This window comes from Bacillus cereus group sp. BfR-BA-01408, from assembly GCF_022663305.1.
In the GTDB taxonomy this organism is placed as follows: Bacteria; Bacillota; Bacilli; order Bacillales; family Bacillaceae_G; genus Bacillus_A; species Bacillus_A pacificus.
Map to the genome: position 1 here is coordinate 21,440 of NZ_JAKUFF010000051.1, position 13,424 is coordinate 34,863.

Below are 13,424 nucleotides of genomic sequence, written 5' to 3' on the forward strand. Positions count from 1 at the left end.
ACGTTCGTTATGTAAGTGAAAGGTGGGGTTACATGTCACTTCGATTTGTGATTGGTAGAGCGGGAAGTGGAAAAAGTACACTTTGTTTACACGAAGTGCAAGAAGAGTTAAAGCAGCGCCCAAGAGGGGAAACAATATTATATCTTGTGCCAGAACAGATGACATTCCAAACGCAGCAGGCGTTAATTGGTAGTGAGGATGTTAGAGGTTCTATTCGGGCACAAGTTTTTAGTTTTTCACGATTAGCGTGGAAAGTATTGCAAGAAGTTGGCGGAGCGAGTCGTCTTCACATTGATGAAGCGGGCGTACATATGTTACTTCGTAAAATTGTAGAGTCTCGTAAAGATGGATTATCGGTATTCCAAAAAGCAGCGGAGCAAAACGGTTTCTTTGAACATCTTGGCAGTATGATTGCGGAGTTTAAACGATATAACGTGACGCCATCAAACGTATATGAAATGTGGCAACAATTAGATGCACATAGTAGCAGCGCCGAACAAAAGCTATTAGCGAATAAAGTGTATGATTTACAGTTATTATATGATGATTTTGAACGTGCTTTAATCGGAAAGTACTTAGATTCAGAAGACTATCTGCAATTGCTAGTGGAAAAGCTTCCGCAGTCTGAATATGTAAAGGGAGCTGAAATTTATATAGATGGCTTCCATTCGTTTTCACCGCAAGAACTAGAAATTGTAAGACAGCTTATGATTTGCGGAGCGAGAGTGACAATCACGTTAACGCTAGATGAAAAAACGTTAGCGCAGCCAGTAAATGAACTAGATTTGTTTTATGAAACGACGTTAACATATGAAAAAATAAAACAAGTAGCGCGTGAAGAGAAAATAGAAATTGAAAAAACGATTCCACTTATGGAACAACCGCGTTTTCATTCTCCAGCATTAGCGCATTTAGAAGCTCATTATGAAGCGCGTCCGAATGAGAAATTTAACGGGGAAGCAAGTGTAACGATTCATACAGCCGCGAATTTACGAGCGGAAGTAGAAGGCGTTGCTCGTGAAATTCGTAGGCTTGTGGCAGATGAAGACTATCGTTACCGAGATATTGCAGTTCTTCTTCGTAACGGAGAAAGTTATTACGATGTAATGCGGACTCTATTTACAGATTATAATATCCCGCACTTTATCGATGAAAAACGCCCGATGTCACATCATCCGTTAGTAGAATGCATTCGTTCTGCACTCGAGATTATTAGCGGGAATTGGCGTTATGATGCAGTATTTCGCTGCGTGAAAACAGAGCTTTTATATCCATTAGACGTAAGAAAAGAAACGATGCGCGAAGAGATGGATGAGTTTGAAAACTACTGTTTAGCATACGGTGTACAAGGGAAAAGATGGACTTCTGAGGATCCGTGGATGTATCGCCGCTATCGTTCTCTTGACGATACGAACGGGATGATTACAGACAGCGAACGTGAAATGGAAGAGAAAATAAATCGATTGCGTGACGTTGTAAGAACGCCCGTTATTCGTATGCAAAAAAGACTGAAGCGTGCGGGAACGGTTATGCAAATGTGCGAAGCTGTTTACTTATTTTTAGAAGAGCTTGACGTTCCGAAAAAATTAGAAGCATTACGTATTCGTGCAGAAGAGAGCGGAGATTTCTTATTTGCGACAGATCATGAACAAGTATGGGAAGAAGTAATGAGTCTTCTTGATACGTTTGTTGAGATGCTTGGCGAAGAAAAAATGTCACTTTCTATGTTCACAGACGTTATGTCGACAGGTCTTGAGGCGCTTCAATTCGCAAACATTCCGCCGTCATTAGACCAAGTGTTAATTGCGAATATTGATCGTTCTAGATTATCAAATGTGAAAGCAACATTCGTCATTGGAGTGAATGAAGGTGTGATTCCAGCAGCACCGATGGATGAAGGTATGCTTTCTGATGAAGAAAGAGATGTTCTTAGCGCTGCAGGTATTGAACTCGCACCAACGACGAGACAAACTTTATTAGAAGAACAGTTTGTTATGTACCAAATGGTAACGAGAGCAACTGAGAAATTATACATTTCATGCCCGCTTGCAGATGAGGAAGGAAAGACGTTACTTGCTTCTAGCTTTATTAAGAAAATAAAAAGAATGTTCCCTGATGTGAAAGATACATTTATTACGAACGACGTAAATGATTTATCACGTTCGGAACAAATTTCATATGTAGCAACACCAGAAGTAACGTTGTCATATGTTATGCAGCAACTTCAAACATGGAAGCGATATGGATTTGAAGGCAACTTAGACTTTTGGTGGGATGTATATAATTTCTACGTTACTTCAGATGAATGGAAGCAAAAAAGTAGCCGCGTATTATCAAGCTTATTCTACCGAAATCGTGCGCAAAAGCTAAGTACAGCTGTAAGTAGAGATTTATATGGAGACAAAATAAAAGGAAGCGTTTCTCGTATGGAATTATTTAACCGTTGTGCGTACGCTCATTTTGCGCAGCACGGTTTATCGTTAAGAGAGCGTGATATTTTCAAACTGGATGCGCCAGATATTGGGGAACTATTCCATGCAGCACTGAAGAGAATTGCGGACAGGCTATTACGTGAAAACCGTACTTGGGCGGATTTATCAATAAAAGAGTGTGAGCATCTTTCTGCTGTAGTAATAGAAGAAATTGCACCGTTATTACAAAGACAAATTTTATTAAGTTCAAACCGTCATTTCTATTTAAAACAAAAACTACAACAAATCATTTTCCGTACGTCAATCATTCTTCGTGAGCACGCGAAATCGAGTGGTTTCGTACCAGTTGATTTAGAAGTACCATTCGGTATGGGCGGTACAGGATCGCTTCCGCCAATGGAATTCTCATTACCAAATGGTGTGAAGATGGAAGTAGTTGGCCGTATTGACCGTGTTGATAAGGCAGAAGATGAAAACGGAACATTCCTACGTATTATTGACTATAAATCAAGCTCAAAAGCGTTAGACTTAACGGAAGTGTATTACGGATTAGCACTTCAAATGTTAACGTATTTAGATGTTGTTACTTCAAATGCGCATACGTGGATGAAAAAAGGCGGCACGGCATCACCAGCTGGTGTATTGTATTTCCACATTCATAACCCAATTGTGGAGGTAAAAGGTGACGCATCTGAAGCAGAAATTGAAAAGGAAATTTTAAAGAAATTCAAAATGAAAGGTCTCGTACTAGGAGATGCTGACGTTGTTCGTTTAATGGATAATAAACTTTCAACAGGAAGCTCTGATATTATTTCTGCTGGTCTGAAAAAAGACGGTAGTTTTAGTGCGCGTTCAAGTATTGCAAGTGAACAAGAGTTTAACGTCCTGCAAAAATACGTACACCATACGTTTGAAAATATCGGAAAAGACATTACAGAAGGCGTTATCGATATTGCTCCTTACAAAAAGGGGAATAAAGCGGCGTGTACGTTCTGTAACTTCAAATCTGTTTGCCAGTTCGATGAATCACTTGAAGATAACCAGTTCCGTACGTTAAAAGATATGAAAGATAGTGAAGCGATGGAGAAAATTAGAGAGGAGGTTGGCGGAGAATGATGGAAAATTGGCCTAAAAAACCAGAAGGTAGTCAATGGACAGATGACCAGTGGAAAGCCGTTGTAGCGAACGGACGTGATATTTTAGTCGCGGCAGCAGCTGGTTCAGGGAAAACAGCAGTATTAGTTGAACGTATTATTAAAAAGATTATAAATGAAGAAAATCCAGTCGATGTCGACCGCCTGCTCGTTGTAACATTTACGAATGCAGCGGCGCAAGAGATGAAAAACAGAATTGGGGAAGCGTTAGAAAAAGTATTAATTGATGAGCCTGGCTCTCAGCACATCCGAAAGCAGCTGAGCTTATTAAATAAAGCTTCCATTTCAACGATCCATTCCTTTTGTTTACAAGTTATTAGAGGATACTATTACATGCTTGATGTTGATCCTCGTTTCCGCATAGCGAATCAAACAGAAAATGAACTATTAAAAGAAGAAGTGCTAGATGACATATTAGAAGAAGAGTATGGAATTGAAGATAATACGATATTCTTTGAACTTGTTGATCGTTATACGAGTGACCGTAGTGACGATGATTTACAACGTATGATTTTAGCGCTTCATACAGAATCAAGAGCACATCCAAATCCGGAAAAATGGCTTGATAAATTAGTAGAAGCATACGATGTGGAAGGAAAGACAATTGAAGATTTAGTGTACGCTTCCTACTTATTAGAAGATGTGAAATTCCAACTTGAAACAGCAGAACAGCATATTCGTAAAGCGACAGAGCTCGCAATGCTCCCTGACGGTCCAGCGCCTCGCGTTGAAACACTGCAAGCGGATTTAGCTTTACTTGGAACGTTATCATCAGCTGCTCGTGAGTCATGGACAAGCGTGTATGAAGCGATGCAAAACGTATCGTGGCAAACGTTAAAGCGTATTAAGAAAAGCGATTACAACGAGGATATTGTCAAACAAGTAGACTCTCTTCGTAATAAAGCGAAAGATGAAGTGAAGAAATTACAAGAAGAGCTATTTAGTCGCAAACCTGAAAGTTTCTTACGAGATTTTCAAGATATGCATCCTGTATTAGAAAAGCTTGTTCAGCTCGTAAAAGTATTTACAGAGCGTTTCCAAGCGATGAAGCGAGATAAAGGAATGGTCGATTTCACAGATTTAGAGCATTTCTGTTTACAAATTTTAAGTGAACAAAGTGAAAATGGTGAAATGAAGCCATCAGCAGTAGCGCTTCAATATCGCAATAAATTTGCTGAAGTATTAGTCGATGAATATCAAGATACGAACTTCGTACAAGAATCGATTATTAAGTTTGTAACGAAAGATTCTGAGAGTGAAGGAAACTTGTTCATGGTAGGTGACGTGAAGCAGTCGATCTATCGTTTCCGACTAGCAGAACCAGGATTATTCTTAGGAAAGTATAAACGCTTCACGCAAGAAGGATTAGGCGGCGGAATGAAGATTGATTTAGCGAAAAACTTCCGTAGTCGTCATGAAGTGTTAGCGGGTACGAACTTTATTTTTAAACAAATTATGGGCGAAGAAGTTGGGGAAATTGATTACGATGCTGACGCTGAATTAAAGCTAGGTGCTAGTTATCCAGAAGGTGAAGATGTAGCGGCTGAGCTATTATGTATTCAGCAAACGGAAGAAGAGGTAATAGATGGAGAAGAAGGTGCGGAAGTAGAAAAAGCGCAGCTTGAAGCTCGTCTTATGGCGCAGCGCATTAAAGCGATGGTCGATTCAGGTTATGAAGTGTATGATCGTAAAACGGATAGTATGCGCCCTGTACAATACCGCGACTTCGTTATTTTACTTCGCTCCATGCCGTGGGCACCGCAAATTATGGAAGAGTTAAAATTGCAAGGAATTCCAGTATACGCTGATCTTGCGACTGGTTACTTTGAAGCGACAGAAGTAAATATAATGATGAACGTATTCCGCGTGATCGATAATCCGATGCAAGATATTCCGCTTGCAGCAGTACTTCGTTCACCAATCGTTGGATTAAATGATGAAGAACTTGCAACGCTTCGTGCTCATGGGAAGAAAGGCTCGTTTTATGAAGTAATGAGCTCCTTCTTAAAAGGGGCACCGCTTGAAGAAGAAAAAGAACTACATGACAAATTAGAATGGTTCTACAACTTACTGCAAGGATGGCGTGAATTCGCGCGCCAACAGTCTCTTTCTGATTTAATTTGGAAAGTGTACGGTGAGACAGGTTATTATGACTTTGTCGGTGGTTTACCAGCTGGAAAGCAAAGGCAAGCAAACCTGCGTGTACTATATGACCGCGCAAGACAATATGAAGCAACATCGTTTAGAGGACTATTCCGCTTCTTACGCTTTATTGAGCGTATTTTAGAACGCGGTGATGATATGGGTACGGCGAGAGCTTTAGGTGAACAAGAAGATGTCGTTCGCATTATGACAATTCATAAAAGTAAAGGACTTGAGTTCCCAGTCGTATTCGTAGCTGGACTAGGTCGCCGCTTTAATACACAAGACCTAATGAAGCGTTTTTTACTGCATAAAGACTTCGGTTTTGGTTCGCAATTTATCGATCCTCGTAAACGAATTAAATATACGACATTATCGCAACTTGCGATTAAGCGTAAAATGAAAATGGAATTAATCGCGGAAGAAATGCGTGTATTATACGTAGCGTTAACACGTGCAAAAGAGAAGTTAATTTTAATTGGAACGGTTAAGGATGCAAATAAAGAAATGGAAAAATGGCTGGATGCGAGGGAGCATAGTGAATGGTTATTACCAGATCATATACGTGCCGGAGCGTCTTGTTATTTAGACTGGATTGCACCTTCCTTATATAGACATCGTGATAGTGAAATACTTCTTGAATTAGGACAAGGGAGCATTCCAGATGAAATTTATGGATACGACACGAGCTGGAAAGTAGAAGTTGTTGACGGTAACACGTTACTCGCGCCAGAACCCGTTCAAGAAGAGAAACAAGAATTATTAGAAGCACTTCGTGAGAAAAAAGCTGTTCCCCTGCAAAGTGAACGAAAAGAAGAAGTGTATGATAGATTAATGTGGAAGTACGGATATGAGGAAGCAACATCTCATCGTGCGAAACAGTCTGTTACAGAAATAAAGAGAAATTATCAATCTGAAGAAGGTAGCGATAACGCCTTTATTAAAAAATTACGTGCACCAATTCAAACACGTCCTCGTTTTATGGAGAAAAAGGGATTAACATACGCAGAGCGCGGAACAGCAGTACATGCCGTTATGCAGCATGTTGATTTGAAGAAGCCGATTACAGAAGAAGTGATTCGGGAGCAAATTGCTGGAATGGTAAATAAAGAATTATTAACATTCGAGCAGGCGGAAGAAATTGCAATTGAAAAAGTGATTTCATTCTTTGACAGTGACCTAGGTAAAAGGGTATTAGCGGCGAAAAGTGTTGAGCGTGAAGTACCATTTACGATGATGCTTGCAGCAGAAGAAGCATATCAAGATTGGCAAGGGAAGAGCGGGGAATCCATTCTTGTCCAAGGGGTTATTGACTGCATGATCGAAGAGGAAGATGGTATTACGTTAATCGACTTCAAAACGGATACGATTGCAGGGAAATTCCCAGGCGGATTTGATCAAGCGAAACCAATTTTAGAAGAGCGATATAAAGTGCAACTTTCGTTATATGCAAAAGCGCTCGAGAAAAGCTTACAACACCCTGTGAAAGAGAAATGTTTATACTTCTTTGATGGTAATCATGTTGTAAAAATCGAAGAATAAAGGAACTTGAAAATGGCAACAGAAAAAACGTTAAGAACGTGTGAAAAAGGACATGAATACTACAAAAGTAGCGATTGTCCAACTTGCCCAACTTGTGAGAACGAGAGAGCGCCGAAAGAAGGTTTTCTCGCTCTTCTTTCAGCACCAGCAAGAAGGGCGCTAGAACATCATGGAATTTACACTGTAGAAAAACTCTCAAAGTATAGTGAGAAAGAAATTTTAAAATTGCATGGTATGGGACCTGCGTCGATGCCAAAGCTTAGAAAAGCTTTGGAAGAGAGTGGTTTATCATTTAAATAAAATGAAACAGTAAACAGTGGAGATTTTGATAATATCAAATGAGGTAAAAGAAAAAAGTAGGAGATATTCTCCTACTTTTTTTACGCTGTTCCAATCTGATCTTGATCCGCCACATCAGAATCAAATGTATTTGTTGCACTAACACCGTTAAACGTATTCACGACAAATCCAACATTGGAAGCTCCGGAACCATTATAAGCTTTCGTATTTTCTTTCGGAGACACGTTATAAAAATCCCCTAAATTGAAAGAACCATTACTGTTTTGAACGACGAGATTTCCAACAACGGAAGGCATACCATCCACCTACTTTACTAAGCTTTTTAATTACTATATGAATTATGGAGCGGAAGGTTCATCCGTAATATATTGGCGAATTTGCATAATACGAGAGTTATTAAAAACATAATCAACATTTCCAATTTGAAAGCAACCGGAATTTAAAAGTGTTCGTAATTCAACGTCATTCACTTCAATAAAAGGGCATTCATTTACAATGTTTAATGTCACGTCTGTCGTTCGTTTTGGGATTGTGATGTGTTCATCTGTAAAGATTTCAAATGCGTCTAAGCGACCTTCGTCTTTTATATAACAAGGAATTTCCCGGTGGACGGCAAGAGATCTACTTTTTAATTCCATTTGATTGGCGTCTCCAACTTGAAATACGGCAGAAATCCCTAAAGAAATAATAGAAACATTTTGGACAACAGACACATGATGTAACATAATTTCTCAGTCTCCTTAACCTGGAGTAGGAGGGACATCTGTTACTAATGGTACAAATGGCCCCTCTGTAACAGTTTCGAATGGTGTATCAAGAATAGAAGATAGTATGAGGAAATTTGCATCCCCAATTAAAAAGAGTGCGGACGACGATACACCGTTCATTTTAATCTGTCCGACCTTTAATTCACGATTTACAACGTTAACATTCATACATACTTACTCCTTTCGGAAATTGCCCGGTATGTGTTGAATAAAAGAGAGGAAGGCTTTGTCGATATCATGTTTCATAGCTTGAATAATGATATCTCGTAAATAATCTGGATCTGTTGAAATCCCTTCATGTGATTGCGCTTGTGATAAGTAATAAGGGAGTCTATGCTCCATCTGTTTTTTGATGTCGTCAACCATCATTTGTCGATACATTTCATCGAGTGGCGTTCTCTCTTCTTGTTCAAAATGGAGAATTCGATTATATGCTTCTTCATCTAAGTAGCGATGCATTTCCTGAAGAATGCCTTGGTAAAAATCTGGATTTGTGTCGGTTTCAGGATTGACCTTCAAAGTTTCTGTATCTACTTGAAAATCTTCAATTTGTTGTCCTTTTGCTGAAAACGGATTTAAACCAATATTTAAAGTGCCATTTAAATTTTCTACTTTTAATTGATCGAATTTGTATTCCACTTTTCCTACAGAAGAGGAGGGGCGATTTTTTAATTCGTTAAGCTCTTCTTGTAATAGACGTACTTGATCTTCTAAATTCAGGATGGCTGTTTGTTGTGCTTGAAGAGCTTGTTGAAGTTGGTGTAAGTAAGTATATATATCTTGATTCATTTTGTGAAACCTCCTTTTCAATAGGGAGGGTAAATATATTCCTGCTATATATATTTATGACAAGGATGTCTTAAGAAGAACTAGTTGATGGTTTGATAGAAATAATTTGTCCTTTCGCCTGTAATGGGCGAAGGGGCTCTGTAAATCCGCCAGTATTTGAGAATTTAGATAGTGCTTTAATACTTCCAGCAGTACCAATTTGGAATACAGAAGAGGTTGTAATGCTATCAATTTTAATGCTGTTAATGATGATACTTTGGTTTACATAAAAATTCAATACAATCGCCTCCTCTAAGTTGAACCAATTATCGCTTGATCAATGACATCTGAATCATTGACAGTCGTTGCGCTTTGATAATTGTAGACAGAAACGTTATCCCCAACATTAAAAGAGCCGGCCCCAGCGAAAGCACGTGAATAACTAATAGGCCTAATCGCAAATACATCTCCAATATGAAAAATACCACTTGATCCAATATTGACGATACGAATATGTCCGACCATAGCTGGCATACAAAACACCTTTCGTTTTTAAAGTTTTCTTTTCTACTATTGTATGGGCGTTTTCAATAAAATGTGTGTTTTTTTGAAATAAAAGAAACACACACGTTATTGCGTGTGTGTATCGAGTGTTTGATTAGGGTGAAAATCCGTATGTACATGCCAAATTGCATTTAAGAGCCTGTCCAGTTCTTGGCTACAATCCACTGTTTTTTGGGAAGTCATTCCGTAGCGTTCAGCAAAATAAATCATTTTTTCACGTTTTTTTTCAATCGCTTGCTCAAACATTGAAATCGGCTCCATCTCTAAATGAAATTTTTGGTATATATGTAGTACATATTATACAAAAAAAACATAAAAAAGAAATGCATTCGCTAAAAAAAGTAAAATTTCTACATTTTATGCCAAATGATAAAGGAGTAACGAATCGGATATGAGAAGAATATTGTAAAAATTAGCGTGTATGAGAAGGTTTTTTTCTTGCGGATGCGAATACAATTAAAGTGTATGAGTTTTAGGATGGAGAGTGGAAATATTGCGTTTGGTAACGGCGAAAAAAGATGAAAAGGTATTTGTAGGTATTGTGGATGAAGAGGAAGAAAAGGTATTGCATGTAAGAGAAGCGCAAAGACAAAAAGGGGAAAAGGTTACGATTCCAATTACAATGTTAGAGTGTATTGAAAGAGGAACCGAATGTGTTGAAAAAATGTGTGAAATTGTCAATTGGGCGAAGGAAAATGAAGGAACGGCGTATTACCCGTTAACTGAGGTGAAAATATTAGCACCAATTCCAAGGCCAAGGAAGAATATTTTGTGCGTTGGAAAAAATTATCGTGAGCATGCGATAGAAATGGGCGGAGTAGAGTCAATTCCAGAAAATATAATGATCTTTACGAAAGCGCCAACGACAGTTATTGGCATGGATGAAAAAATTAATAGTCATCCCCACGCAACGAATGAACTAGACTATGAAGGAGAACTAGCTATCATCATTGGTAAGCGAGGGAAACAAATAAAAAAAGAAAAAGCACTTGAGCATGTTTTTGGTTATACCATTATAAATGATATAACTGCTCGCGACATTCAAAGAAAGCATAAACAATTTTTCCTTGGAAAAAGTTTCGATACATTTTGTCCGATGGGACCGTATTTAATTCATAAATCGATGATTAGTGCGCCAAATGCGTTACACATTGAAACGGTAGTAAATGGGGAAGTAAGACAAACTTCAAATACAAATAAAATGATTTTTTCAATAGAAGAAATCATTTCAACGATAAGTAAAGGAATGACATTAGAACCAGGAGATATTATCGCAACAGGAACCCCGGCTGGTGTTGGAAAAGGTTTCACACCACCGAAGTTTTTGCATGCCGGTGATGAAGTAGTCATTACAGTAGAAGGAATTGGTACTTTGCGAAATGTAGTGAAGTGAAGAAAAGGGCTATCTTATAAATAGATAGCTCTTTTCTATGGTCTTGGGTGATAGAGGTAATCGATAACGGAAAAAGTGTAAAGACCAATGACTGCAAGTGTACAAATGCCAAATAGTATAACCGTAAGTGCGCTTTTTTCGCGTCCAAAACCAATGATAGTAAGAATAACAGTAGTCCAAAATGATGCTTTCAGTAGTGTGAATGTAGTGGGAGTTGAGTAGTGACTAAGCGATGTTACGGAAAGTAGGAAGCCAAAGAATGTAACTAAAAGAAAAGTTGTAGCTAAATAGTTAATATGTTTGCCGTATCTTAATAACATATCGCACCTCCTTTTCGATTTTAAAATACAGAAAATTACAATTTTATTTTAGTATAAATCAATATAAAATGAAAGAGGTTGTCCCAACATGTAGGACAACCTCTCTATTATTACGATAATACAGCTTTAATTTTTTGGAATGCCCACTCTAAATCTTCTTCAGAGATTACTAGAGGTGGTGCGATACGAATTACGTTTTCGTGTGTTTCTTTACATAATAGACCCGCTGCTTTTAGTTGTTCACAGTAAGGACGAGCTGGCTCGTTTAATTCGATACCGATAAATAAGCCTTTACCACGAACTTCAGTAATCATTGGGTTATCAATTTCTTTTAATTGTCCAACTAATTTTTCACCTAATTGAAGAGAACGCTCTGTTAATTTTTCTTCTTCTAACACTTCAAGAGCTGCGATAGAAACAGCACATGCAAGTGGATTACCACCGAATGTAGAACCGTGAGAACCTGGCTCAAATACACCTAAAATGTCGCGGTTTGCTGCAACGCAAGAGATTGGGAATACGCCGCCGCCAAGTGCTTTACCAAGTATGTACATGTCAGGAGTTACACCGTCCCAGTCACAAGCAAATACTTTACCAGTACGACCTAAGCCAGTTTGGATTTCATCTGCTACGAATAAAACGTTTTCTTTTTTACATACTTCAAGAGCTTCTTTTAAGAAACCAGCTGGTGGGATGTTAATTCCTGCTTCACCTTGGATTGGCTCTAAAATGAATGCAGCTGTGTTTGGTGTAATAGCAGCTTTTAACGCTTCTAAATCACCGTAAGGAATTACAACGATGCCAGGAAGCATTGGACCGAATCCACGCTTGTACTCTTCGTTTGAAGACATAGAAACAGCACCCATCGTACGTCCGTGGAAGTTATCTTCACAAACGATAATTTCAGCACGGTTTGCTTCTACTTTCTTCACATCATAAGCCCATCGGCGAGCTGTTTTAATTGCAGTTTCAACAGCTTCTGCACCTGTATTCATTGGAAGTACCATTTCTTTATTAGTTAGTTTCGCAACTTTTTCGTACCAAGGACCTAATTGATCGCTATGGAAAGCACGAGAAGTTAACGTAACACGATTAGCTTGGTCAATTAAAGCGTTAATAATTTTTGGGTGACGATGACCTTGGTTTACTGCAGAATATGCACTTAATAAGTCCATATAGCGGTTTCCTTCAGGGTCTTCTACCCAAACGCCTTCTGCTTTAGAAATAACGATTGGAAGTGGGTGATAGTTATTTGCCCCGTATGTGTCTGTAAGTTCGATAATATCCTTAGTTTGAATCATGATTGTTCCCCCTTTTGTTATTACAAGAAGTTTGTAAATACTCTAAATATTATATCATTTAAATGTAAAAAAGCGAAACATTTCCTGAAAATAAATGAACATGTTATCATATAGAATGAAAAAGTGTGAAAAGAGGAGGCAAGGGATACGATGGTACATATGCATATTACAGCATGGGCGTTAGGTTTAATTTTATTCTTCGTTGCGTATTCACTTTATTCAGCAGGAAGAAAAGGTAAAGGTGTACATATGGGGCTTCGCCTAATGTATATCTTCATTATTGTGACGGGATTCATGTTGTACATGAGTATTGTGAAAACAGCAACAGGTAGCATGCACATGTGGTACGGTTTAAAAATGTTAGCTGGTATATTAGTAATCGGTGGAATGGAAATGGTTCTTGTAAAAATGAGCAAAAACAAACCAACAGGGGCGGTTTGGGGCTTATTTATTGTCGCGCTAGTAGCGGTAATTTATCTAGGACTGAAATTACCGATTGGTTGGAAAGTATTCTAATAAAGAAAATAAAACCACCTTATAATCTCAAAGACTTGGGAGATAAGGTGGTTTTTTATTTTATGTCGCATCGATATGCAATTCTTCTCCGTTCACTTTTGTAAAACGAAACATATTTTTATTTGATGTAGCGTGACGAACGAAATGGTGCTGTAGTGTACAAATCATCTCTTCGTTATCAAACAAAAGAATATTTACTCCTTCGCATGCCTCCTCTTTCGGTAA

Annotated in this window: 15 protein-coding genes; 5 read left to right on the forward strand and 10 right to left on the reverse strand. The window is 38.4% G+C overall.

What is annotated here, in order from left to right; translation table 11 throughout:
• Positions 1–32: 32 nt before the first annotated feature.
• From addB to MR083_RS18740, 3 genes are read left to right on the forward strand one after another with little or no spacing between them, the layout of a single operon-like run.
• A complete protein-coding gene (addB, locus tag MR083_RS18730) occupies positions 33–3,548 on the forward strand; it encodes a helicase-exonuclease AddAB subunit AddB (RefSeq protein WP_000058555.1) in 3,516 nt (1,171 codons plus the stop codon).
• Entirely contained in the window at positions 3,545–7,270 is a 3,726-nt protein-coding gene (addA, locus tag MR083_RS18735) for a helicase-exonuclease AddAB subunit AddA (protein WP_000970454.1), read from the forward strand. The genes addB and addA overlap by 4 nt, the downstream gene beginning before the upstream one ends.
• Positions 7,271–7,282: 12 nt before the next feature.
• The gene (locus MR083_RS18740; RefSeq protein ID WP_000179961.1) at positions 7,283–7,570 is read left to right on the forward strand and encodes an RNA polymerase alpha subunit C-terminal domain-containing protein; all 288 of its coding nucleotides are present in this window, start codon (positions 7,283–7,285) and stop codon (positions 7,568–7,570) included.
• Positions 7,571–7,650: 80 nt separating this feature from the next.
• On the opposite strand, the gene gerPF is transcribed toward MR083_RS18740, so the two are convergent.
• The 7 genes from gerPF to MR083_RS18775 form a co-directional block, all read right to left on the reverse strand.
• On the reverse strand, positions 7,651–7,866 hold the full coding sequence (gene gerPF, locus MR083_RS18745) for a spore germination protein GerPF (protein WP_001141566.1): 216 nt from the start codon (positions 7,864–7,866) through the stop codon (positions 7,651–7,653).
• Between the two features lie 42 nt (positions 7,867–7,908).
• Complete coding sequence (locus tag MR083_RS18750; RefSeq protein WP_000902338.1) at positions 7,909–8,295, reverse strand: spore germination protein GerPE; 387 nt, start codon at positions 8,293–8,295, stop codon at positions 7,909–7,911.
• A 15-nt stretch (positions 8,296–8,310) separates the two neighbouring features.
• Positions 8,311–8,505, reverse strand: a complete 195-nt coding sequence (gerPD, locus tag MR083_RS18755) for a spore germination protein GerPD (RefSeq protein ID WP_001102341.1) — start codon at positions 8,503–8,505, stop codon at positions 8,311–8,313.
• 6 nt (positions 8,506–8,511) lie between these two features.
• Positions 8,512–9,126: a spore germination protein GerPC gene (gene gerPC / locus MR083_RS18760; protein WP_001070749.1), complete on the reverse strand. Its 615-nt coding sequence runs from the start codon at positions 9,124–9,126 to the stop codon at positions 8,512–8,514.
• Positions 9,127–9,196: 70 nt separating this feature from the next.
• On the reverse strand, positions 9,197–9,403 hold the full coding sequence (gene gerPB / locus MR083_RS18765) for a spore germination protein GerPB (protein WP_001012508.1): 207 nt from the start codon (positions 9,401–9,403) through the stop codon (positions 9,197–9,199).
• Between the two features lie 14 nt (positions 9,404–9,417).
• Complete coding sequence (gene gerPA, locus MR083_RS18770) at positions 9,418–9,639, reverse strand: spore germination protein GerPA (protein ID WP_001111187.1); 222 nt, start codon at positions 9,637–9,639, stop codon at positions 9,418–9,420.
• 96 nt (positions 9,640–9,735) lie between these two features.
• Entirely contained in the window at positions 9,736–9,915 is a 180-nt protein-coding gene (locus MR083_RS18775; RefSeq protein ID WP_000462840.1) for an aspartyl-phosphate phosphatase Spo0E family protein, read from the reverse strand.
• A 247-nt stretch (positions 9,916–10,162) separates the two neighbouring features.
• Here MR083_RS18775 and MR083_RS18780 point away from each other — a divergent pair, with 247 nt between their 5' ends.
• Positions 10,163–11,062, forward strand: coding sequence for a fumarylacetoacetate hydrolase family protein (locus MR083_RS18780; protein ID WP_178378399.1), 900 nt, complete (start codon positions 10,163–10,165; stop codon positions 11,060–11,062).
• 35 nt (positions 11,063–11,097) lie between these two features.
• On the opposite strand, the gene MR083_RS18785 is transcribed toward MR083_RS18780, so the two are convergent.
• Both MR083_RS18785 and rocD read right to left on the reverse strand, forming a co-directional pair.
• Complete coding sequence (locus tag MR083_RS18785; RefSeq protein WP_000926868.1) at positions 11,098–11,382, reverse strand: hypothetical protein; 285 nt, start codon at positions 11,380–11,382, stop codon at positions 11,098–11,100.
• A gap of 110 nt (positions 11,383–11,492) precedes the next feature.
• The gene (rocD, locus tag MR083_RS18790) at positions 11,493–12,683 is read right to left on the reverse strand and encodes an ornithine aminotransferase (protein ID WP_000616655.1); all 1,191 of its coding nucleotides are present in this window, start codon (positions 12,681–12,683) and stop codon (positions 11,493–11,495) included.
• A 150-nt stretch (positions 12,684–12,833) separates the two neighbouring features.
• Here rocD and MR083_RS18795 point away from each other — a divergent pair, with 150 nt between their 5' ends.
• On the forward strand, positions 12,834–13,199 hold the full coding sequence (locus tag MR083_RS18795; protein WP_000233489.1) for a YisL family protein: 366 nt from the start codon (positions 12,834–12,836) through the stop codon (positions 13,197–13,199).
• Between the two features lie 60 nt (positions 13,200–13,259).
• Here the strand turns inward: MR083_RS18795 and MR083_RS18800 are convergent.
• The coding region (locus MR083_RS18800) for a DUF2777 family protein (protein WP_242269703.1) at positions 13,260–13,424 on the reverse strand (165 nt) is incomplete at its 5' end.

What these genes read in the sequence shown, in the direction of transcription:
- addB (WP_000058555.1), top strand. Translation starts at nt 33, where the DNA reads ATGTCACTTCGATTTGTGATTGGTAGAGCGGGAAGTGGAAAAAGTACA.
- addA (WP_000970454.1), top strand. Translation starts at nt 3,545, where the DNA reads ATGATGGAAAATTGGCCTAAAAAACCAGAAGGTAGTCAATGGACAGAT.
- MR083_RS18740 (WP_000179961.1), top strand. Translation starts at nt 7,283, where the DNA reads ATGGCAACAGAAAAAACGTTAAGAACGTGTGAAAAAGGACATGAATAC.
- gerPF (WP_001141566.1), bottom strand. Translation starts at nt 7,866, where the DNA reads ATGCCTTCCGTTGTTGGAAATCTCGTCGTTCAAAACAGTAATGGTTCT.
- MR083_RS18750 (WP_000902338.1), bottom strand. Translation starts at nt 8,295, where the DNA reads ATGTTACATCATGTGTCTGTTGTCCAAAATGTTTCTATTATTTCTTTA.
- gerPD (WP_001102341.1), bottom strand. Translation starts at nt 8,505, where the DNA reads ATGAATGTTAACGTTGTAAATCGTGAATTAAAGGTCGGACAGATTAAA.
- gerPC (WP_001070749.1), bottom strand. Translation starts at nt 9,126, where the DNA reads ATGAATCAAGATATATATACTTACTTACACCAACTTCAACAAGCTCTT.
- gerPA (WP_001111187.1), bottom strand. Translation starts at nt 9,639, where the DNA reads ATGCCAGCTATGGTCGGACATATTCGTATCGTCAATATTGGATCAAGT.
- MR083_RS18775 (WP_000462840.1), bottom strand. Translation starts at nt 9,915, where the DNA reads ATGTTTGAGCAAGCGATTGAAAAAAAACGTGAAAAAATGATTTATTTT.
- MR083_RS18785 (WP_000926868.1), bottom strand. Translation starts at nt 11,382, where the DNA reads ATGTTATTAAGATACGGCAAACATATTAACTATTTAGCTACAACTTTT.
- rocD (WP_000616655.1), bottom strand. Translation starts at nt 12,683, where the DNA reads ATGATTCAAACTAAGGATATTATCGAACTTACAGACACATACGGGGCA.
- MR083_RS18795 (WP_000233489.1), top strand. Translation starts at nt 12,834, where the DNA reads ATGGTACATATGCATATTACAGCATGGGCGTTAGGTTTAATTTTATTC.